Raw genomic sequence first — 26,339 nt, 5'->3', positions numbered from 1 at the left:
TGAGGCTATTAGAACGTCCCCGCCACCGTCACGCGAAATGTCAGCGGCTCGACCGGGTGCAGCACGTAGTCCATCACGCCGTTCTGGCAGACCGCGGCCGGCGCGACGCTGCCGGTGCAGAGATTATAGAGCGTGTCGGTCTTGAGCAGCGAACCATAGGCGTAGGTGATCTGGTTTGCCTGCGTGTTGAAGAGATTGAGCACGTCGAGCTGGATGCGCCAGCCATTGTCGGCGCGATAACCCACGCGACCGTTGAAGATGCCGGTCGCTGACGAGCGGAAAGCATTGTCCTCCGTCAATGGACTCGCCGCCAGATAGCGCCAGCGCACACCACCGAACCAGCCGGTCTTCTCGCCGAGCGTGATGCCGGCCGAGGCCACCATCGGCGGCGCATTCGGAATGTAATTTCCGGGCGCGTTGCCAATCTGCGCCTCGGGATCGCCGGCGAGCGAGGCGTAGACGTCCGCCTGATCGAAATCATAGCCGCGGAAGCGCGCATGCGTCATGGCGAGATCGGCATCGATGTCGATCCAGGAGCGCGGGCGATAGTGGTTGGTCCACTCAAAACCGTAGCGGCGGCTGGCGCGGGTCGCCTCGGTGTCGCCGGCGTCGCCCGAGAACAGGATCTCGGAATCCTGGTCGAGGATGAAGACGCTGAACGAGGAATCGAGGCCGGGAATGATCCTGGTGCGGACGCCAACCTCGGCGCCGCGGGTGCGCACCAAAAGCGGCGATGGCGAGAGTCTTGTGGTAGGATCGCTCGGATCTTCCGTCGTGGTCGCGCCGCGCGCGTCGTTGGAGTGCATGCCATAGCCGGCGCCGAGGAAGAATTCGGTCTGATTGAAAGGACCCAACACCATCCTGAATTTCGGGCTGCCGAGCGAGGCATCGACATGACCGGAATTGCTGGAGTTGAACAGCGAGGTGACATCAGCGTTGTAGTAATCGCCGCGCCAGCCGACCGTCGTCCGCAGCCAGTCGGTCCAGCGCACGGTGTTCTCGGCGTAGATGCCGACGCTGCCCTCGCCGACCTTGTCGCTGCGCACGCTCGACAGGAAGCTTCGCTGGAACGTGTTGGAGAGCGCGAGATCGATCGAATCGTAGCGCGATTGCAAGCCGAAGGTGGTTTGCATCGGCAGCCCAGCGAACGAGCCGTTCAGCGTGCGCGAAATATTCGCGCCGGCCATCAGGCGGTCGTCGTGCTGGTGAAACTGGTCGCCGAACACGGGATCGCTGAGGAAATAGGTGAAATTGTTGAAGAGGTCGAGCTGGCTCTTCACGACATAGGCATTGGCCTTCCAGGAACCCGCATCGTCGCTCTGCGCGACGCGGCCTGACAGCGCAAAGCGGTTGGTGTTGCCGCCGTCGCTTGGATCTTCCGCGCCGAAGCGGTCGAGGAAGCCGCTCGTGATCGCGCGCTGCGGCACCTGGTCTGTGGAATTCCATTTGTTGGCATAGGCCATGCCGGTGACGGAGACGCCGTCAGTCGCGGTGCCCTGGCTGTAGCGGACGAGGCCGTTGAGCTTCTTCACATCGTCCGGATTCACCCACGGGCCGTTATAGGTGCCAAGCTCGCCGGCCACGAGCAGCGAACCGTCGCCGACCTTGGCCGAGTCCATGCCGAGCAGGCGGCGATAGCCAAAGCTGCCGACGGTCACCTGCGCAAGGCCCTTTTCGGTGCGGTCGATCAGGCCGATATGGATGCTGCCGACGGAGGCGAAATCGCCCTCGTCGGCGAAATACGGCCCTTTGCGCACGTCCATCGCGCCGATGGTCTCTGGGATCAGCCAGTTCAGATCGGCATAACCCTGGCCATGCGCGTGGGTGCGCATGTTGACCGGGACGTCGTCGACATAAATCGCAAGATCGGTGCCGTGATCGAGATTATAGCCGCGCAGAAAATACTGGTTGGCTTTGCCCTCGCCGGAATGCTGCGTGACGATCAGCCCCGGCGCGGCCTCGAGGGCTTCGCCCGGCCGTGTGAAGATGCGTGCGTTGATCGCCTCTCCCGAGAAGGTCATCTCGCTCGCCATGCTCGGCGCACTCTTGGCGCCGGAGGCGACGCCAGCGTTCCCTCCTGCCGGAGCCGGCGCCGGCTGGGCGACCACAGGGCGCGTCGTTGCCACGGGCCTGACGGCGCGCCGCGTTGCGGACGGCTTCTTGTTATGCTGCGCCGCGCCGCCGCTGACCTCAACGGGCGGCAGCTCACGCGGAGTGGTGCTGCTCTGCGCGAAGGCCTTGCCGGGATCCGCGATCAGAACGATGGCCGGAAGCGCCGCGAGAGTGACGCAGCGGCAGCTTGACTCAGGCCGCCTCGGTCGCATCGGCCCCTCGGAGCACTTGCGTGCGCGGGCCATCCGCAAACATGCGGCGGTAGAGCACGACCGAGACAAGCCATGCGATCGCAAACAATGCGATCACTGCGAAGCCAACATTGGCGAGCGACTCGTTCAGACTATCGACCAGCGCCCATGCGCCGCCGGACAGGCCAAGCCGATCACTGATCAGGCCAAGCGCCTCGATGCCGCCGATGAACAGCGCGACCGCGACAGAGGCGCCGGTGATCGTGAGGTTGTACCAGAGCTTGCGCATGGGATCGACGAAGGCCCAGCGATAGGCGCTCACCATCAGCGCGGAATCCGCGGTATCGACCAGCGCCATGCCTGACGCGAACAGCGCGGGGAAGACCAGGATATCGGCGAGCGAGGCACCGCGCGCGGCCTCGGTGGCGGAGATGCTGAGCAGCCCGATCTCGGTCGCGGTGTCGAAGCCGAGACCGAACAGGAGGCCGAGCGGAAACATGTGCCACGGTTTCGTCACCAGGCGGAACATCGGGCCGAGCAGCCGTGCGAGAAATCCGCGGTTGGCGAGCAGCGCCTCCAAGCCGGCGGCGTCGTGAACACCCTGCTCGCGCGCCGCGCGGAACGTCCGCCAGAGGCCGGCGAAGATGACGAGATTGATGGCGGCGATCAGCAGCAGGAACAACGCCGACACGGAGGTGCCGATGAAGCCGCCGATCTCCCGGAGCAGGCTGTCGCCGCCGAGGCTGACCACGCCGAGCGCGAGCAGCATAGTCGCAACCACGACCACGGTAGAGTGGCCGAGCGCGAAATAGAGGCCGACGCTGCGCGGCGTATCACCCGCCTGCATCAGCTTGCGCACGACATTGTCGATGGCGGCGATGTGGTCGGCGTCGACGGCGTGGCGCAAGCCGAACACCCAGGCGAGCAACGCTGTCGCCATTACCGCCGGCCGGTCGCCGAACGCCGCGAAGGCCCAGGCCCATGCAGCGATGTTGGCGGCGATCAGCCCGCCGAACAGCAGCACCATTCCGGGCTCGACCGCCCGCACAGACCTGGTCACGAAACTCATTCCGCCGCGCGCCTCGTTGCGTCAACGGTATGATGATTCCATAGAATGATCATACTGACCAGTGCAATCCCGGAAGGGCGGCACAGTTTTGCGGCAGTGCTCGCGGCCATCCTTCGAGACGCCCGCTGCGCGAGCTCCTCAGGATGAGGCCCTGTCCCGCGGCGAAATGTCAGACCCTCATGGTGAGGAGCCCGCGCAGCGGGCGTCTCGAACCATAAGGCCGAGACCCCGCTACGCCGCCTCGGACCCGCCGAGATAGGCATCCCGCACGCGGGGATCGTCCTTCAGCGTACGCGCAGAACCTGACAGCACGATCTTGCCGGTCTGCAGCACATAGGCCTCGTGCGCGATCTCGAGCGCGAGGCTAGCGTTCTGCTCGACCATGAAGACCGAGACGCCCTCCTGGTTGATGGTGCGGATCAGCTCCAGCACGCGGTCGACATAGAGCGGAGACAGACCCATGGTCGGCTCGTCCATCACGATCATCCTGGGGCGGCTCATCAGCGCGCGCGCCATCGCGACCATCTGCTGCTCGCCGCCGGACAAGGAGCCTGCCCGCTGCGACAGCCGCTGGCCAAGCTTTGGAAACAGCGTCAGCATCTTGTCGAGATCCCGCGCCACCGCATCGCGATCGTTGCGCACGAAGGCACCCATCAGGATGTTTTCGCGGACGCTCATGTCAGCGAACAGCCGCCGCGCCTCCGGCACCGAGGCGATGCCGCGGCGGACGATCTGCGGCGTGGTGAGCCCGATCAGCGAGGCGCCGTCGAACGTGACCTCGCCCGAGCGCGGCTTTACCAGGCCGAGGATGATCTTCATCGTCGTCGATTTGCCGCTGGCATTGCCGCCGAGCAGGCAGACGATATGACCTCGGCCGACGGTGATGGACAGGTCGAAATGCACCTGCGCCTGGCCGTAGAACGTGTTGACGTTGGTCAGCGCCAGCAGCGGTTCGGGTGCGCCCGTGGTCATGCCGCGCTCTCCTGCTCCGTCGTCCCGGACAGGCCGTGGCCGAGATAGGCCTCGATCACCTTGGGATCGTTGCGCACCTCTTCGCCCGGCCCTTCCGCGATCTTCTTGCCCTCGTCCATGACGATGACGCGGTCGGAGAGACGCATCACCATCTCCAGCTTGTGCTCGATCAGGAGAATGGTCAGCCCCTCCGCCTTCAGCTCGGCGACGAGCGCCTGCATCTCCGCGGTCTCGCTCGGGTTCATGCCCGCGGTCGGCTCATCGAGCAGCAGCAGGCGCGGCTTCAAAGCGAGCGCGCGGGCGATCTCGACGCGGCGGCGGTTGGCGTAGGAGAGGCTGTAGGCGGGCTGATCGATCCGCGGCAGCAGCCGCTCGCCGAAGCGGGCGAGAATGGCCTTCACCTCCTCGCGCAGCTTCTCTTCCTCGGCCTTGACGCTTGAGGGGCGCAACAGCGCGAGCCCCAATTCAAGCAGCGGACCGATCACGGGCACTGCCGGCTTCACCGCGCGAAGCCGCGTGTGCGCGCCGATCAGCACGTTGTCCATGACGCTGAGATTGCCGAAGACACGGCCGAGCTGGAACGTCCGCGCGATGCCGCGGCCAGCCAGCCGTTCCGGCGAAAGACCCGTGATGTCCTGTCCCTCGAAACGAACCTCGCCCGCATCCGGCCGGTCGAGCCCGGTGACGAGATTGAACAGCGTGGTCTTGCCGGCACCGTTCGGGCCGATGATGCTGACGAGCCCACCCTTGGCGAGATCGAGATCGATACCGTCGACGGCCGTCAGGCCGCCGAAGCGGCGGGTCAGCCCGCGCAGGGACAACAGCGGTGCATTTGCCTCCGCCATCAGATCGTCCCCAGCAGGCCCTGCGGCCTGAATCGCACGAGCAACAGGAGAACGATACCGTAGATCAGGATGCGGTACTCCGCCGCGATCCGGAACACTTCCGGCAGGCCAACCAGCGCGACCGCGCCAACGATGGCGCCGACGACATTGCCGAGGCCGCCGAGGATCACGACGGTCAGCGCGAGAATGGATTGCTGCGTGTTGAAGGTCTCGTGGTTGATATAGGAGTAGAGATGCGCGGCAATGCCGCCGCTGACGCCGGCTGCGAACCCGCCGAAGATGAAGGCGAGCGACTTGTAGCGGTTCAGGCTGAGGCCATAGGCACGCGCGGCGATGTCGTCGTCGCGGATGGCACGGAAGCTGCGGCCGAGATGCGACGAGAGCAGCCGCGCCTGCAGCAGCGCCAGCACGACCATCACGGCAAAGCTGAACCAGTAGATCGACGTGGGGCTGATCAGGTCGTAGCCGAACAGCGACAGCGGCGGGATGCCGGAGATGCCGATCGGGCCGCGGGTGACGCTTTCCCAGTTCAGGATCACCAGCGAAACGATCTCGCCGATGGCGAGCGTCGCGATCGAGACATAATGGCCGCGCAGCCGGAACGACGGCGAGATCAGGATCGTGCCGAGCGCGGCGCTCATCAGGCCGCCGGCGATGATGGCGAGACCGACGGGAACGTTAAGTGCCAGCGACAGCAGCGCGGACGTGTAGGCGCCGATCGCGAGCAGCGCGGCGTGCCCCAGCGAAACCTGGCCGACTGTGCCCGCGACGAGCGTCAGGCTGAGCGCGAGCATGCCGAGCAGCCAGGCATTGATCAGGGTCTGCAGCACGTAGAAGGACACCGGAAGCAGCGGCAGGATCGCGAACGCAGCGACCGCGAGAGCCAAGGCCCAGCGCGGAATGCGCACCGGCCGGCTCGGCGCGATGAAGGTGCCGGTGAGCGGCTCCGGCGGCGCCTGCCGGGCGCTGGCGAACAGGCCGTTCGGCCGCAGCACCAGCACCACGACCAGCAGCAGGAAGGCGAACAGGTTGCGATAGCTGGTGCCGAACACGGCGACGCCGTAGCTCTCGACGAGGCCCAGCAACAGGCTGCCGACCACGGCGCCGGGCACGTTGCCGGCGCCGCCGACGACTTCCGCGACGACGCCCTTGAGCGTGGCCTGCAGGCTCATCGCGGTGTCGATCTGGTTGTAGTACATGCCGACCAGCAGGCCGGAGACGCCGCCAAGCGCAGCCGCAATGCCGAACACCGCCTGGTTGACGCGGTTGACATCGACGCCCATCTGCATCGCGGCGTCGCGATCCTGCGAGGCCGCGCGCACCGCCCAGCCGAGCTTGCTGTAGCGCAGGAACACGAACAGCAAGAGCGCGCTGGAAATGCCGACACCGGCGATGAGCAGATCCAGCGGCCCGATCGTGCCGCCGCCGACCTGGAAACGCACGTCCGGCAACTGGCTCGGCAACGCGCGCGGATTGGGCGAGAAGGTCAGCATCACCAGCTGGTCGAGCACGAAGCTGATGCCGATCGTCGCCAGCAGAGGCGCGATGCGCACCGAGTTCTGCAGCGGCCGCAGGCCGAACCGCTCGATGATCAGCCCAACCAAAGCGGCCACCACCGCGACGAGGATGATGGTGAGCGGCAAGGGCGTGTGCAGCTGCACCACCGCGACCCAGCCGATATAGGCGCCGACGAGGTAGATCGACCCCTGTGCGAAATTGATCAGCCGGCTGACGCCGAAGATCAGCGCGAGCCCGACCGCAACGAGGGCGTAGACATTGCCGACGATCAGCCCGTTGATGGTGTAGTCGAGCCAGGAAGACACGCGATAGTCCCAATCAGAGAAAAGCGGCCGGAGCCCCCGCTCCGGCCATCATGTCAGGTCGGCTTGCCGTCCCAAAGCGAGAACTGGCCCTTGCGCACGACGAGCTCGGCATTCATCGCGCCCTTGACCCGGCGGGTCGCGACGTCGAACGTCGCCGTGCCGAAGATGACGCTCGGGACGTCCTTGACCTTGGCGAAGGCATCGCGGATCGCCTTGCGATCGGGGCCACCGATCTTCACCACGGCGGCCGCCATGTTCATCGCGTCATAGGCATAGGCGTTGAAGGCGTCGGGCTCGAGCCCGTTGTACTTCTTCTTGAAGCCGGCGATGAATTTCTGGACCTCGGGACGCGGATCCTCCGGGAAGTAGCGCGTGCCGACATGAACGTCCTCGACGGCGTCGCCGCCGAGCTCGAGGAATTTCGGCGAGTAGACCGAGCTCGCGGCGCAGATCACCTGCTTCAGCCCGACCTGCCGCGCCTGGCGCGCGATCAGCGCACCGTCGGAATAGTAGGAGATCAGGACCAGCCCGTCCGGATTGGCGTCGCGCACACGGACCAGCGTGGAGCGGAAGTCACGCTCCTCGGCGATATAGCCCTCGGTGATGGCGATCTCGGCGCCATATTCCTTGGCGGCGTTGTTGAAGTAGTCGCGGCTGGTGCGGCCCCAATCGGTGTTGAGGTGCAGCACGGCAAGCTTTTTCAAGCCGAGCTTCTTCACGGCATAGGCTGCCAGCAGCGGCTGTTCGTCGGCCTGGCTCACCGAGGTGCTCCACATGAAGTCGCCGCCCTTGGTGAAGTCGGGGTGCGAATTGGTGAAGCCGAACTGCACGAGGCCGCCGCGCTGGTAGATCGGCGAGGCCGCCATCGAGGCGGGGCTGGAGAAATCGCCGAGCTCCAGCACGATCTTGGGATCGGACACGAACTTCTGGGCGATCGCCACCGACTGGCGCGGGTCGCTCTGGCTGTCCTCGAATTGATAGGCGAGCTTGCGACCGTTGATGCCACCGCCGGCCAGGATCTCATCGAGCGCGAGGTCAAAACCCTGCTTCCACTGCGTGCCATATTGCGCGTTCGGCCCCGTGAGGGGACCGCTGACGCCGAGCAGGATCGGCTCGGCGCTGTCGGCAAAGGCTGCCCGCGAGAGCGATGTTCCTGCAATTGCGGCGGCGAGCGAGCCCTTCACCAGGGTTCGGCGATTGATGTTGCTCATGCACGGCTCCATCCAGTCAGGTGTTACAAACAAAGCAGCAATTCTTGTGCCGGTGAGATTGGCTATTTCGAGGGTTCACCGAGCGACAGCATCAGCCGGTTCGCCCAGTTGAAGAACGAGGCGCCGTTGATGACGTCGACGATCTCGGCATCGTCGAGGCCCGCACTGCGCAGCTCCTTGATATTGTCGGGGCCGAACGCGATCGGCGTCGACGCAAGCGCCACCGAAGCCTTGACCACGGCGTTCCAGCGTTCGCCGAGATCGGCGTTGACGCCTTCGTCGAGCAGCTTCTGCACGTCCTCGCGGCGCTTGGAATAGGTGCTGGCGAAGCGCGCATGCACCGAGGCGCAATAGATGCAGCCGTTGTAGCGCGAGGTCGCCGCCGCCGCGAGCTCACGCTCGGCGCGCGGCAGGCCGTCGGCGATGTTGTAGAAGATGTCCTTGTCGGTCTTGGTGCGGGCTTCCAGCACCTCGGGATCGCGCACCAGCAGACGGAAATATTCCGACTTGGCGCGGGCGCGATCGACCAGGCCATTGAAATGCCGCTCGGTCAGCTCGGCCTCGGGCAGCGGCTCGATCCAGGAGACCCAGCCAAGCTCATCCTGGGTGAATACGACGGGCGGATTGACGGTGGCGCTCATGATGCGGCCTCCTCTTATGCGTTCGCTGCGGCGAGCGTGCGCAAGCCGCTGACGACCCGCACCTGGAACGACAGGAATGCGACAAGTTGAGAGAACGTGACGATGCCGGTATTCGACCAGCCGGCGGCCAACAGCGCCTTCATGTCGGTGGACGCCGCATCGCGCGGCCGGAACACCAGCAGATGCGCGTGCTCGAGGGCCGCGACGAGCCGGGCGCCGAGAACGGACTTGCTCGCCGCGCTGACGCGATAAATCAGGCCGGCCGTGTTCTCGACCGACAGCGGACCGGCAGGAAACGAGCCATACGGCCCCGAGGTCCTGCCGCGCGCAATCTCGGCGTCGATCGCTTCAAGCAGCGCCGCGCCACCCGCACTCGCCGCGAGCTTGTCGCGATAGAAGGTCGCGACGGGGGATTCGCCGTGGAGCCCGGTCACGAAGGCCGCGACCGCGGCGCGCTCGACAAGCGAGAAATCGCCGGCGTCGATCGGCTCGAACAGAGAGAGATAGCTCTTTTGCGCGTTCTCGCGCGCCTGCAGGCGCTTGGCGCGAATAGCGTCCAGAGCTGAGCCCGGTTCGATCCCGGCAAGTTTATCGATGATATCCGTCGTCGCCATCATTCAGCCTCGTGCAATTCCGCAAATACCGACTAGCCCGCCAGCGCCACTTCGGGCGCGGTCCGGGTCCAGCCCAGCGCCGGCGCGACCTTGTCGGCCACGAGTTCGATCGAGCGCAGGACGTAAGGATGCGGCGCATCGACCGAGTGAACCTGGAACACCAGATCGGTCACCCGCTCCAGCGTCGCGTCGGTGCGCAGCGAGGCAATGACCTCGTCGGCGCCGCCGACATGGGTATCAAACGCCGTGATCATCTCCTCCAGCGTCTCGCCCGGAGGAAGGTGACCGCCTTTCATGAACTGCGGAAGCGCGCGGCGCAGCCCGATATCGGCGAGCCTCAAAGCCTCGCGATGATCGTCGGCAACGAACACGCTGCGCGACGCCATGATGCGCGGCTCGGCACCCGGCGGCAGCGCCGCAAGATAGGCATCGATGATCGAGTTCTGAATCTCGGCAAGCGTCGCCTTCGGCGCGTCCTTGGCCCGCGGCTGGGTGCGCGAGAGCAGCAGGCCGTCGCCGGCCTTGCCGGCGCGCGCGCCGCCCGCCACCGAGAATGTCGCCTGCCAGATGCGCTTGTCCAATTGCGGCCGCTGCGGATAGAGCGTATCGCCGCCGTCGAGCTGCTTGCCGGTCAGCGCCTTACGGACCACCTCGAGATTGCGCGCGAAAATCTCGTTGCGCTGGGTGCCGTCGAGGCCAAAGGCGGCAAACGCGGACGGGTTGCCCCCGGTGCCGACACCGAGCTCGAACCGGCCGTTGCAGAGCAGATCGAGCACAGCGGCGTCCTCCGCCACCCGCACCGCGCTCTCCAGCGGCAAGGTGACGATGCCGGTACCAAGGCGAATGCGCGAGGTCTGGGCCGCGACATAGCCGAGGAAGGTGAAGGGCGACGGCAGCCCGCCCTCGCGCTCGTGAAAATGGTGCTGCGCGATCCACGCGGAATCGAGACCGGCCTTCTCGGCCCGGACGATCTGTTCGGCGGCGAAGCGATATCGCTCCGCCGGCGGCGCCTCGTCGAGCAGCCGCGTGAAGAAGCCCAGGCGTTTCAGGTTTGCAAAGCGTTTCATACGACCCCTGTCGGGCGAGGATGGCCACGACCCCGATGATGTCGGTTGCCGCGGCCCGAGACAAGCGGGCAATGCGCAAGGCTGACCGCCGGGATCGGCCCCCTGAGCTGGAGCCTGGCCAGGCAGATTGCCTACCAGCTCGGCAGCACCGCGCCCTTGAACTTGGTGAGGATGAACTCCTTCACCTCCGCCGTGTGGTAGCTGTCGACCAGGATCTTGACCCAGGGCTTGTCCTTGTCGGCGGCGCGCACCGCGATCAGGTTGACATAGGGGCCCTTCGGGTCCTCGCGCAGGATCGGATCCTTGACCGGATCGAGGCCCGCCTGGGTTGCATAATTGGTGTTGATCGCGGCTGCATCGACGTCGTCGAGCGCGCGCGGCGCCTGGGCCGCATCGACCTCGATGAATTTCAGCTTCTTGGGATTCTCGGTAACATCAAGCACGGTCGGCTTGAAGCCGGTACCGTCCTTCAGCTTGATCACGCCCTTGTCGCGCAAGAGCAGCAGCACGCGGCCGCCATTGGTCGGATCGTTCGGAATCGAGATCTTGCCGCCGTCGGGAATGTCAGCCCAGCTCTTGTGCTTCTTTGAATAGACACCGATCGGGAAATTCACGGTGAGCGCAACCGACTCGATCTTGTAGCCGCGGTCGGCCTTCTGGTTGTCCAGGTAAGGCTGGTTCTGGAACGAATTGGCCTGGATATCGCCGGCATCGAGCGCCGCGTTCGGCACCACATAGTCGGAGAACTCGATGAGCTGGATGTCGAGCCCCTGTTTGGCGGCAACCGGCTTCACCGCCTCGAAGATCTGTGCGTGCGGGCCCGGTGTCACGCCGATCTTGATGGTCTCGGCGCCGGCTGCAGCCGACCATGCGGCGAGCACGGTTGCGAGGATCAGGGCGGGACGAAACGACATCTTGGTCTCCATGACTCGGCGGCAATGATTGGAACCGTATTCGCTTCTCTGCCAGGCGAAATCAATGAAATGGAAATCCAAATTTGCCGCCTGCGGCGGGCAACGCTTCTCCATTTCGGCGGCAAAGGAGAAACGAACGGCCGCGTCGACAAGCGTGAGGTGTATCACGGCAAGCCCGCGCCGAGAACGCGAGAATGGCGGCACGATAGCCAAGGAGATCCGCCATGAGCGCCCTCGCCGTCCCGAAATTCGCCGCGCTGAATCGGTTCGAAGGTTTTTGGCTCTACGCAGTCTGCCAGGGCCTTCCGACCTATGCCGGCGTGGCGCTGACGGTGAAGCTGATGGGCGCCTCGGAGATCGTCGGCGAGCGCTATGGCGCGGCGATCTTCGTCGTGATCGCCTCCACCATCCACGGCCTGTTGACGCCTTGGCTCGGGCCAAAGTTCCCGCGCTTCTTCAAGCACACAAGTGAGCCGGTGTTCCTCAACGCCCATCTCAGCTTCGCCGAGAAGGTATCGTGCTGGCTGGGGCAACCGAAAACTGCGCTGCAGCTCCTCACCAACGTGCTGCTGATGTCGGTGATGGCGGTCGGCGTAACCAGCATTCGGTAATCAGTGTGGCGCGGCGCGCCAGGTCGATGGCGACAGCATGATCAGAACGCAGATGACGGCATAGGCGGCGAGCGATACCGTCACCATGGCAGCAAGCCCGGTCATTCCCGCGCCGAAATACGCCACCGCGGTCCAGCCGCCCCCGGCCGCGATCAGGATGCGCGCGACCGCGGACAGCAGAGGACCCATCGCCCGGCCGGTGCCTTGCGCGGCGAACGACGTGACGAAGCCGAAGCCCAGCGCGGCATAGGCCGGCGCCACGATGCGCAAATAAGTCATGCCCTCGCTCACCACGTCCGCATCGTGGCTGAAAAGATGCAGCCAGGCCGTCGGAAAGATCGCGACCAGCAGGCCGATCGAGCCGGTCATGATCAGGCCCGCAGCGCCACTGACCCAGCCGATCCTTTGCGCCCGCGCGGTCTGGCCCGCGCCCATGTTGACGCCAACCATGGTCAGCGTCGCCGTGCTGATGCCGAACAGCAGCGGGATCATGATGTAGTCGAGCCGCGAGGCGATACCGTATCCGGCGAGCGCGGACGTGCCGAACAGGCCGACCGCACCGGTGACGAGGATTACGGTGAGGTTGGTCAGCACGGCGTTGAACGCGGTGGGGATGCCGACCTTCAGCATGTCGCCGAAGATCCTTGCGCGCAGCGGCGTGATGTGCAGCCGCAGGCCTGATGCCCCCGAGGACATGTAGCGCAGCAGGAACAGCATGGCCGCGCCGTAGTAGAGGCCGAAGGCAATGCCGGCGCCGCCGATGCCGAGACTTGGGACGGGCCCGAAGCCGAAGATCAGCAGCGGCGACACCGGGATCGTCACGATCGCGCCAATCAGCGTCACCAGCGCCGGTACCTTGACGTTACCCGAGCCACGCAGCGCGGCCGCCTGAAGGTTGACGATCCAGACCGGAATTGCGCCTGCAAACAGATAGCTCGAATAGGTGATGGCGGCGTCGAGTGCGCCGTCGCGGCCGCCGAGCGCGCGGAACAGCGCCGGACCACCGAGGCGCACCCCCAACGTGAACAGCGCGCCCGCGATGATCGCCAGCACGATGGCGTGGAACAGCGCCGCATCCGCATCGTCGCGGCGGCCGGCGCCGACGGCACGCGCCACCGACGACGCGACGCCGGATCCGAACCCGCCATTCGACATCATGGTCATCAGCATGAAGATCGGAAACACCAGCGCAGCACCGGCCAGTGCATCGGTGCCGAGATAGCCGACATAATAGGCCTCCGCGATGTTGACCGCGGTCTGCGCCACCAGCACGGTCACGGTCGGCAACGCTAGCTTGAGCAAGGTCGGCAGGATCGGTGCCGTCAGAAGCGCGGCGCGCCGCTGATCGGCCGGGGTCGGCACGCTGCGAGGCGCGGCCGCGCTGCGCGCCGGGGGCTCGATCGCGGACAAGGGCGGTGCGGCGACGTCCTCGACTGACATTCCTGAAGTCTTTCGCGGCTGCAGCCGGTGCGCGAGCCATTGCATTACGATCATAATGCTTTATTATGACCATAATGCAATAGCAAATCGCTCACGATCCTGTGGCCGGTACTTCCCGCTCGGCTGGCAGGAGGGAGTTAGAGCCCATGCGCTACGACAAGGGACGCAAGGACGAAACCCGCAGGCACATCCTCGATGTGGCCTCCGCGCAGTTCCGCGAGAGCGGAATAGCCGCGGTCGGCCTCGCCGGCATCATGTCGGAGGCGGGCCTCACCAATGGCGCCTTCTACTCTCACTTTGCCTCCAAGGAGGAGCTGGTGCGGGAGGTGCTGACCGATGCACTCACCCGGCGCGAAGAGCGGCACAAGGCCAATCTGGAAAACGGCGTCGCGCTCGAAACCACGATCCGCGATTATCTCTCGACGCGGCATCGCGACCGCGCCGGCAGCGGCTGCCCGACCGCGGCGCTGGTCGCCGAAATCGCACGGCATCCAAAGGCGACGCGCGATGCCTTCACCGGCAAGGTCGCCGATATCATCGTGCTGATGGCGGAGCAGATCAGGCCAGGCTCCGCGAAGGAGCGCCGGCGCAAGGCGATCACGATCTATTCGACCATGGTCGGCGCACTTCAGTTGGCGCGCGCGGTCAACGACAAGGCTTTGTCTGACGAGATCCTGGAGAATGCGGTGGAAGCGGCGATTGCGATTGCCAACGACCGCTAAGGCGTTCGAATCCCCGATCGCCATCTGTGGCGGTTTGGCGGCGGCTGAAATGATTCTCTGGCCGCTGCAACACAGCGAAACTTGATGTGCCCTCGGCGGCCGGGTTAGCGTCTCCGCGCGGCCTTACAACTTCCCCAAGTTCGCTGAGTTCGCACTGGACCGTCGCCTGAACCTGCTGTCGGGCGACGGTCCGGATCTCTCACCGCCTAGTCGAGTCCCTCGACCGCCACCATGTGGCGCTCGGACGTGCCGATGGTGTATTTGAGCGCCTCCGAATATTCGGGCGAGTTGTAGCAGTTCACCGCGGCGTCGAGGCTCGGGAAGCGCGCAACGATGCTGCGTTCGTAGTTGCCGCCCTCGAGGATCACCTGCTTGCCGCCGCGCGCAAGAAACACGCCGCCATGCTTCTCGATCGCGGGGCCGGCGAGAGCGGCATACTTTCCGTAAGTTTCGGGATCGGTCACGTGAACGCGCGCGCACCAATAGGCAGACATGGCTCTTCCTTTTACGATTGGGAGGACGAAAGTGTGGGCGCATCGGCGCCACTATGACGGTCGAAACCGTTCAAATGCTCTAGCACGGCGCAGACCGACGCGGTATCGCGCGCAGCAAAGCCGAGCGCCTCGCCCGCATGATAGAGCTGCTCGGCCGCCGAGTAGACCGGCAGGGTGCATCCGAGCTCGGCGGCAAAGCCCGAGATGATGGAGAGATCCTTCAGGTGGGTTCGAATGGTCGCGGTCGGATTGTCGTAATTCTCGTCCCGCATCAGCGGCCCGCGCATCTGGAACATGCGTGAGGTCCCTGCGCTGTCAGCGAGCGTATCGTAGACCAGGCCTGGGTCGATCCCGGCCTTCATGCCGAGCAGCATCGCCTCCGCCGCGGCAGCATTGTGGATCGTGACGAGGTGATTGGCGATGTACTTCATGATGCTGCCGGTGCCGAACCGGCCGAGATAGACCTGACGCCGCGACATCCCGGCGAAGGCCGGCCCGCAACGTTTGAACGCCTGCTCATCACCGCTGCCGAGGATCACGAGATCACCGGTTGCGGCCTGCGCACCGGTGCCGCTGACGGGGCAATCGAGCAGGATCTTGCCAGCGCGCTCCATCACGGCAAAGGCCTCACGCTTGGCGGAGAGCGGCAGGGTCGAGCACTCGATCAGAATCTGTCCGGAGCCACGCGCGCCTGCAACGCTCACCGCGGCCTCCGCAAGCGCGGCGCTGCCAGGCAGCGAGGCAAAGCTGATCACGGCGGCCTCCGCCACGTCCGTCGGCGACGACAGCGCCTTGCCGCCCATATCGGAAAGGCGATCCCGTGCCGCCGGCACGGGATCGTAGCCAACCACGGCAAAGCCGGCCTTGATCAAATTCCCCGCCATGGCGGAGCCCATGATCCCGATACCAAGCATGCCGATCGTTTCAGTCATGACGTCTCGTTTCTTCTTTTTGAATGGCCTGATCAGTTCTGCGCGGCCTTCTGGGCGTTGGCGAAGGGATAGACCAGGTCGCCGGACTTGTACTTCGGTGGGAAGATGATCACTTCCTTGCCGGCCTGGGTGAACTGCTGGATATCGTTGCCCTTGATGTTGCGGAACTGCACCGCGAACATCCGCGGCTCGACCCACTCGCCATCGGGACCGAAGGCGATGTCGCCGACCACGGTCTGGAACGTGTTGCCATGGATGTAGCTGATCAGCTTCTGCTGATCGACACCGCCGGTCTTGGTCACGGCTTCACCCAGAACCTGAAGCGCCGAGTAGACGAACGCCGGCACGTAGTAGCCGAGCGCGTCGACGCCGACCTCCGCCGCCTTGGCCTGGTACTTCTTCAGCATGTCCTCGATGCCGGGGAATTTGACGGTCGGCTCGGGGATGTACTGCTCGAAGGAGACGACGCCATTGAGGGCCTCGCCGAGCTGCTGCTTGATCGCAGCATATTGGGTGCCGACCATGGCGCCGCCGAACACCTTTGGCTCGAGATTGATCTCGTGCGCGGTGCGGATGATGCCGACCGTATCGGACGGATAGGATGCGACGAACACCAGGTCCGGCGACGTCGCCTGCAGCGCCTTCAGCACCGGTGTAAAATTCACCGTCGTTGGCGGATAGACCTTGTCGTAGACGACGGTCAAGCCCAGCCGCTTGGCTTGCATGCGGGCACCTTCCAGCGCGTTCTTGGAGAACTCCGCATCCGCGCCGACCAGCGCCACCGTGGTCGGCTTCGGGTTCATCGCGATCGCATTCTCGAAGAAGCCGCGGGTCAGCGAGTCCTTGCCGTTCGGCCCATAGGGCTGGATCTGGAAATAGCCGGGATATTTGAACTGCTCGTTGATGGCGAGCGCGAACATGCCCATGATCAGCCGCTTGTGCTGGATGATCGTCGGCATCGCCGGCGCGGTCTGGTTGGTGTTGTTCGACAGCAAGAGGTCGACCTTGTCGACGTCGAGCAGCTTGGAATAGATGCCGGGCACGAGACCGGGATTGCTCTGGTCATCATAGGGCACGAGCTCGACCTGGCGGCCGATCAGGCCGCCCGCCTTGTTGACCTCGTCGGCCCAGATCTGCGCGCCGAGCAGCGCTGCCTTGCCGTTGCCGGCGAGCGGCCCGGTCAACTGTATGCCGAAGCCGATCTTGATCGGATCCGCCGCACGCGCCGCATCGGTCGGCGCATAGAGCGCGGCAATCATTGTCGAGAGCGCCAGTGCGACGCCCCTCAAGCCAGTCAGCGGAAACATCCTCACGTCTTCCTCCCTGCTTTTGTTTTGAGTTCTACATGCCGAGGTAATGCTGTCGTATCAGATCGCTCTGCCGCATCTCTTCCGGGCTTTCGCCCCGGAAGGCGATCTCGCCGTGGACGATCACATAGCCCTTGTCGGCGATCCGCATCGCCTGCGTGAAGTTCTGCTCCGCCATCAGCACGGTCAGGTGATAGCGTTCCTTGAGCTGCGCGATCATGTCGATGGTGCGGCTGACGAACAGCGGGGCCAAGCCCACCGACGGCTCGTCGACGATCAAAATGCTCGGCGCCGACATCAGCGCGCGCCCCAGCGCCAGCATCTGCTGCTCCCCGCCGCTCATGGTGCCGGCGAGCTGGGTGCGGCGTTCGGCCAGCCGCGGGAACGCCTCGTAGCAATAGGCCATGTTGTCCTTCAGCCGCGCCCGCGCTGTCGGACGATAGGCACCCAGCAGAAGATTCTCCTCGACCGTGAGGCGCGGAAACAGCCGACGGCCCTCTGGCACCAGCGCGACGCCGAGGTCGATGATCTCCTCGGTCTCCTTGCCGATGAGATCATGGTCCTTGCCGTCGATGGTCGCGACGATACGTCCCGAGCTCGGCCGCACCACGCCCATGATGGTCTTGATCAGCGTGCTCTTGCCGTTGCCGTTGGTGCCGAGCAGGGTCACCGTCTCACGCGGCGCGACGTTCATGGACACGTTGTGGAGGACGCGGACAGAGCCGTAGCCGGCATTGATGCTGTCGATGCGAAGGCTACTGGCCAAGATACGCCCCTATCACCCGCTCGTCGGCGATGACGTCCTTTGGTGCGCCGTCCGCGATCTTCTCACCGGCCACCAGCACCACCAAACGCTCCGAGAACGCCATCACCGCACGCATGATGTGCTCGATGAAGATCACGGCGACGCCGCGCTTGTTGAGCGCGAGCAGCAGCGCCAGGATCTCATTGACTTCTGAATGCGACAGGCCCGCGAGCGCCTCGTCCGACACCAGCAGTGTCGGGTCCGTGGCCATGGCGCGCGCGAGCTCGAGCTTGCGCATCTCGACCTGGGTCAGATCGCCGGGCAACCGATGCAGCTTGCCGCCGAGGCCGAACTCGCCGAGCAGTTCGGTGCTGCGCGCGCGGATCTGCTGTTCCGTCAGATTCGTGCCGCCTCGCGCATTCACCGCATAGACCAGCGGGATGCGGAGATTGTCGAGCAGCGACAGGCTGTGAAACGGCCGCGGCAGCTGGAAGCTGCGGCCGAGCCCGAGCCGTGCGCGCTGATAGGACGAGAGATTGTCGATCACCCTGCCCGCGAACGATATCGAGCCACCATCCGTCTTCAGGGCGCCGCACAGGCAGTTGGTCAGCGTGCTCTTGCCGGAGCCGTTCGGGCCAATCAGGCCGAGCCGCTCGCCGGGCCGGACCGCGAGGTCGACATTGTTCAGCGCGACGAAACCACCGAACCGCTTGGTGACGCCGCGGGCGTCGAGGATCAGCTCGTTGGTTGTCGCAGCGCTCGCCTCGATCGTCATTGGCTGCTCCGCTTCTCTGTCATGAGCATCGCGGCGAGCGGGTTGGTCTCGGGATCGACCTTCTTGCCGCCGAGCGAGCGGATCAGTCCCAGGATCCCGTTGGGCGCGGCGATCACGAAGATCACGAGCAGCACGCCGACGACGAGCAAATTGACCGACGACGAGATCAGCACCGTCATGGCCTGTTGCATGGTGCCGAGCAGGACCGCGCCGATCACCGGCCCGAGCCAGCTCGTGGTACCTCCGACCAGCGGCATCGCGACGCTGTTGACGGTATAGGCGAGGCTAAACGAGGAGGTCGGCTCGACATAGGTCAGATAGAACGGCAGCGGCGCGCCGGCCATGCCCATCAAGGCGCCGCTGATGGCGGCGGCGACCAGTTTGAGCCGCAGCACCGGAACGCCGGATGCGGCAGCCGCCGTCTCATCATCGCGAATGGCAGCAAGGCCGAAGCCGAAGGTCGAGCGCTCGATGACGCGCGCAATGACGACGGCAGCGACGGCCAGCACCGTCATCAGGAAGAAGAGATAGGCGACATAACTGCCAAACACCGGAACATCGGTCGGCCGCATGATGTAGATGCCGCGCGAGCCGCCGACATAGTCCCAATTGGTGATGAAGGTCTGGACGACGACGGAGAGCGCGAGCGTTGCGATGGTGAAGTAGACGCCGCGCAGCCGGATCGTCAGATACCCCATGGCGAGGCCAACGGCGCCGCAGAGCACGCCAGCAATCGGAATGAGCACCGGGATCGGCAGGTCGAGCCACTTGTTCAAAGCAGCCGCGCTGTAGAGCCCGATGGCGAGGAACGCCGTCGTGCCGAAATTGACATAGCCGACATAGCCGCCCAGGATATTCCAGGCCGTCGCCAGCACGACGTATTGAAGAACGAAGTACGCCGCGAACACATAGTACTCGTTGGTCACGAACAGGCTGGCGACGACCAGCGCGACGCCGACCAGGCAGGCGAGCAGGATAAAGCGCCCGTTCGACATCAGGCTCTCCCGAACAGGCCGGCGGGCCTGACCACCAGCGCAATCAGCAGGAAGCCGAACGCGATCGCGGGCGACCATGACGGACCATAGAAGGTCGCGGTGATGCTCTCCGCGACGCCGACGATCACCGCCGCGATGAACGTGCCCGGCAGCGAGCCGATGCCCCCGAGAACGCAGATCGCAAAAATCCGGCCGATATAGTCGCGCCCCATCGACGGCTCGACCGGCTGAAGAATGATGAGGAAGGCGCCGGCCATCGCGGCGGTTGCCGTGGAGAGACCGAACGCGATGCGCTTGATGCGAACAGGCGCGGCGCCCATCAGCTGCAGCGCAAACTTGTCCTGCGCGACCGCCATGATGGCGCGCCCGGTGAAGGTGCGCGCGAAGAAGATCTGCAGACCGATCAGCAGCAATACGGAGGCCAGGAACGGAATCAGCATCCGGACCGGCAGCGAGACCGGCCCGATATTGTAGGACGGCCCGATATAGGCCGCCTCGACCAGGCGATAATCGACACCGAAGATCAGCTGAAGGCCGACCTCGGTGATGAAGAGCAGGCCGAAGAAGAATGCGAGGCCACGGATCAGCTGCGTGCCGCGCCGCTCGAAGGCGAATTCGTAAGCCGTGTAGAGCAGCGTCCCGAGAAAGTAGAACGGAACGGTCGCGAGCACGCCAACCAGGATCGGATCCCAGCCGAACTGGGAGTTCAAGACATAGGCGATGAACGAGCCGAGCAGAATGAGCGCCGGATGAGCGATATTGCTGATGCCGAGCATGCCGAACGCGATCGAGATGCCGACCGCCATGGCGGCGTAGAAGCCGCCGACGAGAACGCCGGACACGATGGAATCGAGCAACAACCCTGCGTATTGTCCCATCCGCTGCCGGCCTCCTCCTGTTGACGTACCCAACCGAAATTATTGTTCTGGTTGTTCTGCGGGGTCTCTCGGAGGCGGGAGCTTGCCGCCTCCGTCGATAAAGTCAGGGCATCAGCAGCGACGACCCCTGGGTCGATCCAGCCTCGAGATCACGATGGGCCGCGGCCGCCTCGGCCAGCGCATAGCGATGCCCGATCATCGGCTTGATGACGCCCTTGCCCACCAGGTCGAACACGGCCGCTGCCGACGCGACGAGATCCTCGCGCGCGGCGATGTAAGTCGCAAGCGTCGGCCGCGTATAATAGAGAGATCCGTTCTTCTGGAGCAATGCCGCCTCGAGCGGCGGCGGTGCGCCGGTGGTCGCCCCGAAGGTGACGAAGAAGCCGCGCGGGGCGAGCGAGGCGAGCGTCGCCTCGAAACTGTCCTTGCCGACAGAATCATAGGCAATCGCAACACCCTTGCCGCCGGTCAGCGCCTTCACCCGCTCGGGGATCCGCTCGCTCTTGCGGTCGATCACGGCATCGTAGCCATGCGCGAGCGCGAGCTCCGCCTTCTCCCCGCCGCTGGTCACGCCGATCATGCGGGCGCCGAGATGCTTGCCCCATTGGCCGGCGATCAGGCCGACGCCGCCGGACGCCGCGTAGAACAGCACCTGCTGCCCCGGCTTGACCGCAACGCAGCGGTTCAAAAGGTACTCCGCCGTCATGCCCTTCATCAGCACGGCCGCCGCGGCCTCGTCGCTCACGGCTTGCGGAATGGGAACGAGGCGTGCGGCCGGCATCAGCCGGTGGCTCGCATAGGCGCCCGGTGCCGAGCCGCCATAGGCAACGCGGTCACCGACCTTGAAGTCGGTCACGCCTTCGCCGACGGCCTCGACCACGCCCGCGGCTTCGGCGCCGAGGCCGGCGGGCAGATCCAGCGCGTAGGAGCCGTCGCGGAAATAGACGTCGATGAAATTGAGGCCGATCGCGGTCTGCCGCATCAGCACCTCACCCTTGCCGGGCGCGGCCAACTCGACCGTCTCCAGCTTCAGGACATCGGGGCCGCCTTGCGCGGCCATGCGGATTGCCTTGGCTTTCGTACCCATACCCAAATTCCCGTGTGCCGATCCTGCCTGCTTATGATGCCATCTTGATGTCAGCGCCCTTCGGGACCGCGAGCCGCACACTGTCCGGCACCGTCAGCGGCTTGTTGGCGCTGTCGAGGAATTCCACCGTTGTGAACAGCAGGTCCGTGGTGCCGATGTTCTCGACGGCATGCACCATGTATTCGCCGGCGCCGAAGCCGAGATGTTTCGTTTCGCCCTTGTAGTGCTCGACATCGACGATGCGGCCATCCTCGAAATAGCCGCGTGCCTTGCCCGGATTGTGTGCCGTCCAGAAATAGGTCAGCACGTGGCGATGGAAGCCGCAGCGCTTGCCCGGCGCGATCGACAGGTGCCAGACGCGCACGCGATCGGTCTCCGACACCAGCACGCTGCCGACGCAGCCGCTGTTGCGCCCTTCCTCATATTCACGCTGCACCTCGAGTGGCCAATGAGCGCGGGGATTTGAGTCCGACATGAGCCATTTCCTTCCAGATGCTAGCGATTGTCGCGGGGCGGCGGCGTCACGCCACCTCTTTCCTGGTCTGGCTGACCGCGCCGCGGGTCTTGACCACGACCTTGATGGCGTCCTCGATACGATTGCGCGCGTAATGCAGCGCCATCGGCAGGTCCGCGAGCGGGAATGTATGGGTGTGGATCAGCGTGGCATCGAAGCGTTTCGCCGCCATCAGCGCCATGGCGCGGTGCGTGGCGCTCTTGCCCTCGCCGCGGATGCCGTAGATGTAGATATTGTTCTTCACGAGTGCGCCGATGTCGGCGAGCACCGGCTCGTGCGGAAATGCGGCGAGGCAGATCTTGCCGCCACGATTGACCATTTTGGCGGCCTCGTTGATCGCCGTGTCGGTGCCGGCGCATTCGACGACATAATCGGCGCCGCGGCCGGTCATCTCCTTGACGACGGTGACGAGATCCTCGTTGCGGACGTTGACGACGCGATCGGCGCCGAGCTTGGTGCCGATCGCAAGCCGCGCATCGCGAGTGCCCGACAGGATGACCGGATCAGCGCCGAGCGCTTTGGCAACCGCGACGGCAAGGAGTCCGATCGGCCCCGGCCCGGTGACGACCACGCTCTCGCCGGCGACGAGGCCGCCGAGCTCGGTGAGGCCGTACATCGAGGTGCCGGCGGTGACGACCAGCGTCGCCTCCTCGTCACTCATGTCGTCGGGCACGCGCGACAGCGTGTTGATGTGGTTGACGGCATATTCGGCGAAGCCGCCGTCGGTGGTGAAGCCGTTGGCACGATGGCCCTTGTCGACATCTCCATAGTTCAGGCCGTAGTTGTGGCAGGAGGTGTACATGCCCTGCCGGCAGCGCTTGCACTGGCCGCAGCCGGCATGGATCTCGACCGTGACGCGCTCGCCGATTTTGTATTCGTCGACGCCGGGGCCGAGCGCCGCGACTGTCCCCATGTACTCATGGCCGGGCGTAAAATTCTTGTTGAAGGGTGGACCGCCCTGGATCAGCGCCGGCGTGCCATGCTCGATGATCTCCAGGTCCGTCGCGCAGATCGCAACCGCATCGATGCGCACGAGCACCTCCGCGCGCTTCGGCATCGGCACCGGCTTTTCGGTGATGCGCAGCTGGCCGGGGTCGCCCAGCACCCAGGCCTTCATCGTGTCGGGAATCGGCATGTCGGTTGACGTGCGAACGCTGGCAGACTCGACCATCGCAACGATCCTCGCCCATTGGTCAACCAATTTTACAATTGGCTTTTTGATTGGTTGAAGCCTCGCTTTCAAATCTGCTGCTGTCAATGCCTAACTTTCATCACTATCGTTTTGGTCTTGCATTTGTGAACACAATGCGCGTGAAATAGAGATTGGTTGATATTGGTTGCGGGAGAGGATTGGACCGGTGTTCGATTTGTTGGCTCGATTGACTGAGGGCGGTCCCGGCACGCGCCTTCCTCCGGAGCGACAACTCGCGGCGCAGTTTGGGGTTTCGCGCAACGAGATCCGCAAGGCGCTCGCGCGCCTGGAACTGGACGGCCGCCTCTCGCGCGAGGTCGGCCGCGGCACATTCATCCGCGCGCCCGCGGACAACGGCAGCGCCAATCTCGTCGCGCTGCGCGACAGCACCAGTCCGCGCAACGCGATGGAGGCAAGGCTCGTGCTGGAGCCGGAGATCGCCAGCCTCGCCGCGGTCAACGCCACCTTCAAGCAGATCGAAGGCATGCGCGTGCTGGCGCAGCAGATGCGCGAGGCCAAAACCTGGAAGGACTACGAGACGCTGGATGGGCGCCTGCACCGCCTGATCGCGGAAGCCACCGGAAATCCGCTGCTGTCGGCGATCCACCGAACCGTCGACGACGTCCGGCGCGCGGTGGTGTGGCGATGGCTCGATACCAGGCCGGAGCGACCGCCGGAAGACTACTCCTCCTTTGCCGAGCACGACGCGCTGATCGATGCGATCGAGCAGCGTGATCGCACGCGCGCGATGGAGGCGATGCGCCGGCATCTGCGAACCACCGTCGACAAGCTGATGGGAACGCAGGCCTGAGTTCCACACAAAAACAATAAAGGTGCCGGCCATGAAACTGGGCTTCTTCACGATGCCGATCCATCCACTGGAGAAGGACTGGCGACAGTCCTTGGCTGAGGATCGCGAGGCGTTTCTGCTGGCCGACGAGCTCGGCTTCAGCGAGGCCTATGTCGGCGAGCACGTCACCGACCAGGCCGAGAATATCACCTCATGCATCGCCTTTCTGGCCTGGATTGCGGCTGCGACAAAGCAGATCAAGCTCGGCACCGGCACCGTCAACATGCCGAACGTCCATCCGGCCACCGTCGCCGCCACCATCGCGATGCTGGACCACATGCTCGACGGGCGGCTGATCTTCGGCATCAGCCCGGGCGGCCTGCTCTCGGATGCCGAGCTGTTCGGCACGCTCGAACGCGATCGCAACGCCATGTTCCTCGAGGCGATCAATCAGGTTCTGCAAATCTGGGCGAGCGAGCCGCCCTACAATATCAAGGGACAGTTCTGGAACATCACGACCGAGAAGACGCTGATGGCCGACATCGGCCAGGGCTTTATCGCGCAGCCCCTGCAGCGGCCGCATCCGCCGATCGTCGTCACCGCCGTCGCGCCGTTCTCCAAAGGCGTCACCGAGGCCGCCGCGCGCGGCTGGGATCCGATCTCGGCCAACTTCCTCATGCCGATGTGGGTGAAGAGCCATTGGCCGAAATATGTCGAAGGCTGCGAGCGCGTCGGCCGCCCGGTCGATTCCGGCAATTGGCGCGTGGCCAAGAGCGTGTTCGTTGCGAACGACATGGCGACCGCCAAGGCCTATGCCACCGATCCCGACAGCCCTTACGTCTATTACTACCGCTCGCTCTTCACCAAGCTGAAGCGCAACGGGCGCATCGAGCTGTTCAAGACGCGGCGCGACCAGCCGGATGACGAGGTCACGCTCGAATCCGTCTGCGACAAGCTGATCATCTACGGCACACCCGACAGCGTCGCCGACCAGATCCTGGCGCTTCAGGAAGAGGTCGGCGAGTTCGGCACCCTGCTCTATGCCGGCAAGGATTGGCGCGACCGCGAGCTCGGACGCCGCTCGATGATCCTGATGGCCGAGCAGGTGATGCCGCGCATCACCGCCGGCACGAAGTAGTTTAACCTCTCGGCACGACAGGAGGCTCGCCATGGCCCTCAGTGATCGCATTCCGTATCAAGCCCTGATCGACCGACCGAAGCTGAAGCTGCCGAACGGCAAGCGCCTCGCGGTGTGGGTGATTCTCAATGTCGAGGAATGGCGAATCGAGAACGCGATGCCGCGCGTCGTGCTGAGCCCGCCGATGGGCCAGCCGCTGTTGCCCGACGTGCCGAACTGGTCCTGGCACGAATACGGCATGCGCGCCGGCTTCTGGCGCCAGTTCAAGGCGCTGACGGATCGCAACATGAAGGTGACGCTGGCCGCGAACGCCGATGTCTGCAACGCCTATCCGCGCGTCGCCTCGGCCGCGCGCGAGGCCGGCTTCGAGTTCATGGGGCACGGCTTCATGCAGGGTCCGATGCACCGCCTTCCCGACCAGGCAGACGCGATCAAGCGCTCGGTCGAGACCATCGCAAACTTCACCGGGCGCGCGCCGCGCTCATGGGAGAGCCCGGGCCTGACCGAGACCGAGGAGACGCTCGACCTCTTACGCCTCAACGGCATCGAATATGTCGCCGACTGGGTGATCGATGATCTGCCGCAGGACATCGCGACGCCGCACGGCACCATCACGACGATCCCCTACACGGTCGAGACCAACGACATCGTCGTGCACGCACTCCAGCACCTGCCATCCGACCAGTTTTTGAAGCGCGGCATGGATCAGTTCGACCGCCTGTATCTCGAGGGCGCCGACACTGCGCGGGTGATGGCGATCTCGATCCATCCCTACATCACGGGCGTGCCGCACCGGATCAAATATCTCGAACAGCTGCTCGACTACGTCATCGGCCACGACGGCGTCGCGTCGATGACGGCGAGCGAGATCGGCGACTGGTATCGGGCAGAGATGGCGCGGGTCTGACGCAGTCGACCGCGCCTGCCAGCAGCAGGCACCTCCTTTGCGCGCTCACGGCCTATTTCCGGCGCATCTCGCCGGATCGCGCATCGAAGCGGGCGACCGGCCGATCCATCTGCCAAAGCTCAATATCATGTCCGTCGACGAGCTTTCGGGCACGAATGATAGCGGCGTCATCATCACTGCAATCCAATTGGATCACGCCGATCGCCCGGTCGTGTCGTCCGACGATCAATGCACGGTAAGCGGACATTTTGATCTCCAAGTCATGTGTCAAAGCCAGCGTTCGTCCGAAAGATGACGCTGACGGCATTTGAATTCGATGGGGATCGCACCCTTCAGTTTTAGGTGCGGCATAA

General features: G+C 64.8%; 27 protein-coding genes. 5 read left to right on the top strand and 22 right to left on the bottom strand.

Annotation, left to right across the window (positions count from 1 at the left end; all coding sequences use genetic code 11):
- Positions 1 to 8 precede the first annotated feature (8 nt).
- The 10 genes from QA645_RS09935 to QA645_RS09890 all read right to left on the bottom strand — a co-directional run bounded on the left by QA645_RS09935 (position 9) and on the right by QA645_RS09890 (position 11,471).
- The gene (locus tag QA645_RS09935) at positions 9 to 2,324 is read right to left on the bottom strand and encodes a TonB-dependent receptor (RefSeq protein WP_283049905.1); all 2,316 of its coding nucleotides are present in this window, start codon (positions 2,322 to 2,324) and stop codon (positions 9 to 11) included.
- Complete coding sequence (locus QA645_RS09930; protein WP_283049903.1) at positions 2,305 to 3,372, bottom strand: HoxN/HupN/NixA family nickel/cobalt transporter; 1,068 nt, start codon at positions 3,370 to 3,372, stop codon at positions 2,305 to 2,307. Before QA645_RS09930 ends, QA645_RS09935 begins: the two co-directional genes overlap by 20 nt.
- A gap of 231 nt (positions 3,373 to 3,603) precedes the next feature.
- Positions 3,604 to 4,344 (bottom strand): ABC transporter ATP-binding protein, encoded by a 741-nt coding sequence (locus QA645_RS09925; protein WP_283049900.1) that lies wholly within the window; start codon positions 4,342 to 4,344, stop codon positions 3,604 to 3,606.
- Positions 4,341 to 5,189, bottom strand: coding sequence for an ABC transporter ATP-binding protein (locus tag QA645_RS09920; protein WP_283049898.1), 849 nt, complete (start codon positions 5,187 to 5,189; stop codon positions 4,341 to 4,343). Before QA645_RS09920 ends, QA645_RS09925 begins: the two co-directional genes overlap by 4 nt.
- Complete coding sequence (locus QA645_RS09915; RefSeq protein WP_283049896.1) at positions 5,189 to 7,012, bottom strand: ABC transporter permease; 1,824 nt, start codon at positions 7,010 to 7,012, stop codon at positions 5,189 to 5,191. Before QA645_RS09915 ends, QA645_RS09920 begins: the two co-directional genes overlap by 1 nt.
- Positions 7,013 to 7,065: 53 nt before the next feature.
- On the bottom strand, positions 7,066 to 8,223 hold the full coding sequence (locus tag QA645_RS09910; protein WP_283049894.1) for an ABC transporter substrate-binding protein: 1,158 nt from the start codon (positions 8,221 to 8,223) through the stop codon (positions 7,066 to 7,068).
- Between the two features lie 62 nt (positions 8,224 to 8,285).
- The gene (locus QA645_RS09905; protein WP_283049893.1) at positions 8,286 to 8,864 is read right to left on the bottom strand and encodes an alkylhydroperoxidase domain protein; all 579 of its coding nucleotides are present in this window, start codon (positions 8,862 to 8,864) and stop codon (positions 8,286 to 8,288) included.
- A gap of 14 nt (positions 8,865 to 8,878) precedes the next feature.
- Positions 8,879 to 9,478, bottom strand: a complete 600-nt coding sequence (locus QA645_RS09900) for a CMD domain protein (protein WP_283053152.1) — start codon at positions 9,476 to 9,478, stop codon at positions 8,879 to 8,881.
- Positions 9,479 to 9,510: 32 nt separating this feature from the next.
- Positions 9,511 to 10,545, bottom strand: a complete 1,035-nt coding sequence (locus tag QA645_RS09895; RefSeq protein ID WP_283049891.1) for a putative FMN-dependent luciferase-like monooxygenase — start codon at positions 10,543 to 10,545, stop codon at positions 9,511 to 9,513.
- 131 nt (positions 10,546 to 10,676) lie between these two features.
- On the bottom strand, positions 10,677 to 11,471 hold the full coding sequence (locus tag QA645_RS09890; protein WP_283049889.1) for a MetQ/NlpA family ABC transporter substrate-binding protein: 795 nt from the start codon (positions 11,469 to 11,471) through the stop codon (positions 10,677 to 10,679).
- Positions 11,472 to 11,683: 212 nt separating this feature from the next.
- On the opposite strand from QA645_RS09890, the gene QA645_RS09885 reads away from it, so the two are divergent.
- Complete coding sequence (locus tag QA645_RS09885; protein ID WP_283049887.1) at positions 11,684 to 12,070, top strand: hypothetical protein; 387 nt, start codon at positions 11,684 to 11,686, stop codon at positions 12,068 to 12,070.
- Here QA645_RS09885 and QA645_RS09880 read toward each other — a convergent pair whose 3' ends face one another.
- Positions 12,071 to 13,510, bottom strand: coding sequence for an MATE family efflux transporter (locus tag QA645_RS09880; RefSeq protein ID WP_254133714.1), 1,440 nt, complete (start codon positions 13,508 to 13,510; stop codon positions 12,071 to 12,073).
- Between the two features lie 146 nt (positions 13,511 to 13,656).
- On the opposite strand from QA645_RS09880, the gene QA645_RS09875 reads away from it, so the two are divergent.
- Positions 13,657 to 14,232: a TetR family transcriptional regulator gene (locus tag QA645_RS09875; RefSeq protein ID WP_283049885.1), complete on the top strand. Its 576-nt coding sequence runs from the start codon at positions 13,657 to 13,659 to the stop codon at positions 14,230 to 14,232.
- A 206-nt stretch (positions 14,233 to 14,438) separates the two neighbouring features.
- Here QA645_RS09875 and QA645_RS09870 read toward each other — a convergent pair whose 3' ends face one another.
- From QA645_RS09870 to QA645_RS09825, 10 genes are all read right to left on the bottom strand, one after another.
- Positions 14,439 to 14,726, bottom strand: coding sequence for a DUF1330 domain-containing protein (locus QA645_RS09870; RefSeq protein ID WP_254133716.1), 288 nt, complete (start codon positions 14,724 to 14,726; stop codon positions 14,439 to 14,441).
- A gap of 11 nt (positions 14,727 to 14,737) precedes the next feature.
- The gene (locus tag QA645_RS09865) at positions 14,738 to 15,658 is read right to left on the bottom strand and encodes an NAD(P)-dependent oxidoreductase (RefSeq protein WP_283049881.1); all 921 of its coding nucleotides are present in this window, start codon (positions 15,656 to 15,658) and stop codon (positions 14,738 to 14,740) included.
- 32 nt (positions 15,659 to 15,690) lie between these two features.
- Positions 15,691 to 16,965, bottom strand: coding sequence for an amino acid ABC transporter substrate-binding protein (locus QA645_RS09860; RefSeq protein ID WP_254195149.1), 1,275 nt, complete (start codon positions 16,963 to 16,965; stop codon positions 15,691 to 15,693).
- Between the two features lie 34 nt (positions 16,966 to 16,999).
- Entirely contained in the window at positions 17,000 to 17,731 is a 732-nt protein-coding gene (locus QA645_RS09855; RefSeq protein WP_254133719.1) for an ABC transporter ATP-binding protein, read from the bottom strand.
- A complete protein-coding gene (locus QA645_RS09850) occupies positions 17,721 to 18,485 on the bottom strand; it encodes an ABC transporter ATP-binding protein (protein WP_283049879.1) in 765 nt (254 codons plus the stop codon). The genes QA645_RS09855 and QA645_RS09850 overlap by 11 nt, the downstream gene beginning before the upstream one ends.
- Positions 18,482 to 19,480 (bottom strand): branched-chain amino acid ABC transporter permease, encoded by a 999-nt coding sequence (locus tag QA645_RS09845; RefSeq protein ID WP_283049877.1) that lies wholly within the window; start codon positions 19,478 to 19,480, stop codon positions 18,482 to 18,484. The genes QA645_RS09850 and QA645_RS09845 overlap by 4 nt, the downstream gene beginning before the upstream one ends.
- Positions 19,480 to 20,358, bottom strand: a complete 879-nt coding sequence (locus tag QA645_RS09840; RefSeq protein WP_283049875.1) for a branched-chain amino acid ABC transporter permease — start codon at positions 20,356 to 20,358, stop codon at positions 19,480 to 19,482. Before QA645_RS09840 ends, QA645_RS09845 begins: the two co-directional genes overlap by 1 nt.
- 103 nt (positions 20,359 to 20,461) lie before the next feature.
- Entirely contained in the window at positions 20,462 to 21,445 is a 984-nt protein-coding gene (locus tag QA645_RS09835; protein WP_283049872.1) for a quinone oxidoreductase, read from the bottom strand.
- A 31-nt stretch (positions 21,446 to 21,476) separates the two neighbouring features.
- Positions 21,477 to 21,920 (bottom strand): hypothetical protein, encoded by a 444-nt coding sequence (locus QA645_RS09830; protein WP_254195154.1) that lies wholly within the window; start codon positions 21,918 to 21,920, stop codon positions 21,477 to 21,479.
- A gap of 46 nt (positions 21,921 to 21,966) precedes the next feature.
- Positions 21,967 to 23,130, bottom strand: coding sequence for an alcohol dehydrogenase catalytic domain-containing protein (locus QA645_RS09825; protein ID WP_283049869.1), 1,164 nt, complete (start codon positions 23,128 to 23,130; stop codon positions 21,967 to 21,969).
- A 187-nt stretch (positions 23,131 to 23,317) separates the two neighbouring features.
- On the opposite strand from QA645_RS09825, the gene QA645_RS09820 reads away from it, so the two are divergent.
- The 3 genes from QA645_RS09820 to QA645_RS09810 are packed head-to-tail and all read left to right on the top strand — an operon-like array spanning position 23,318 to position 25,986.
- Positions 23,318 to 23,962 carry an FCD domain-containing protein gene (locus QA645_RS09820; protein ID WP_283049867.1) on the top strand — a complete coding sequence of 215 codons (645 nt, stop codon included), beginning with the start codon at positions 23,318 to 23,320 and terminating at the stop codon, positions 23,960 to 23,962.
- Positions 23,963 to 23,993: 31 nt separating this feature from the next.
- Positions 23,994 to 25,079 (top strand): LLM class flavin-dependent oxidoreductase, encoded by a 1,086-nt coding sequence (locus tag QA645_RS09815; RefSeq protein ID WP_283049865.1) that lies wholly within the window; start codon positions 23,994 to 23,996, stop codon positions 25,077 to 25,079.
- A gap of 31 nt (positions 25,080 to 25,110) precedes the next feature.
- On the top strand, positions 25,111 to 25,986 hold the full coding sequence (locus QA645_RS09810) for a polysaccharide deacetylase family protein (protein ID WP_283049863.1): 876 nt from the start codon (positions 25,111 to 25,113) through the stop codon (positions 25,984 to 25,986).
- 52 nt (positions 25,987 to 26,038) lie between these two features.
- Here QA645_RS09810 and QA645_RS09805 read toward each other — a convergent pair whose 3' ends face one another.
- Entirely contained in the window at positions 26,039 to 26,233 is a 195-nt protein-coding gene (locus QA645_RS09805; protein WP_283049861.1) for a hypothetical protein, read from the bottom strand.
- Positions 26,234 to 26,339: the final 106 nt, after the last annotated feature.

It is taken from the genome of Bradyrhizobium sp. CIAT3101 (assembly GCF_029714945.1).
Classification (GTDB): domain Bacteria; phylum Pseudomonadota; class Alphaproteobacteria; order Rhizobiales; family Xanthobacteraceae; genus Bradyrhizobium.
Note: the sequence above shows the minus strand (reverse complement) of the source record. Positions and strands in the feature narration are given on the sequence as shown.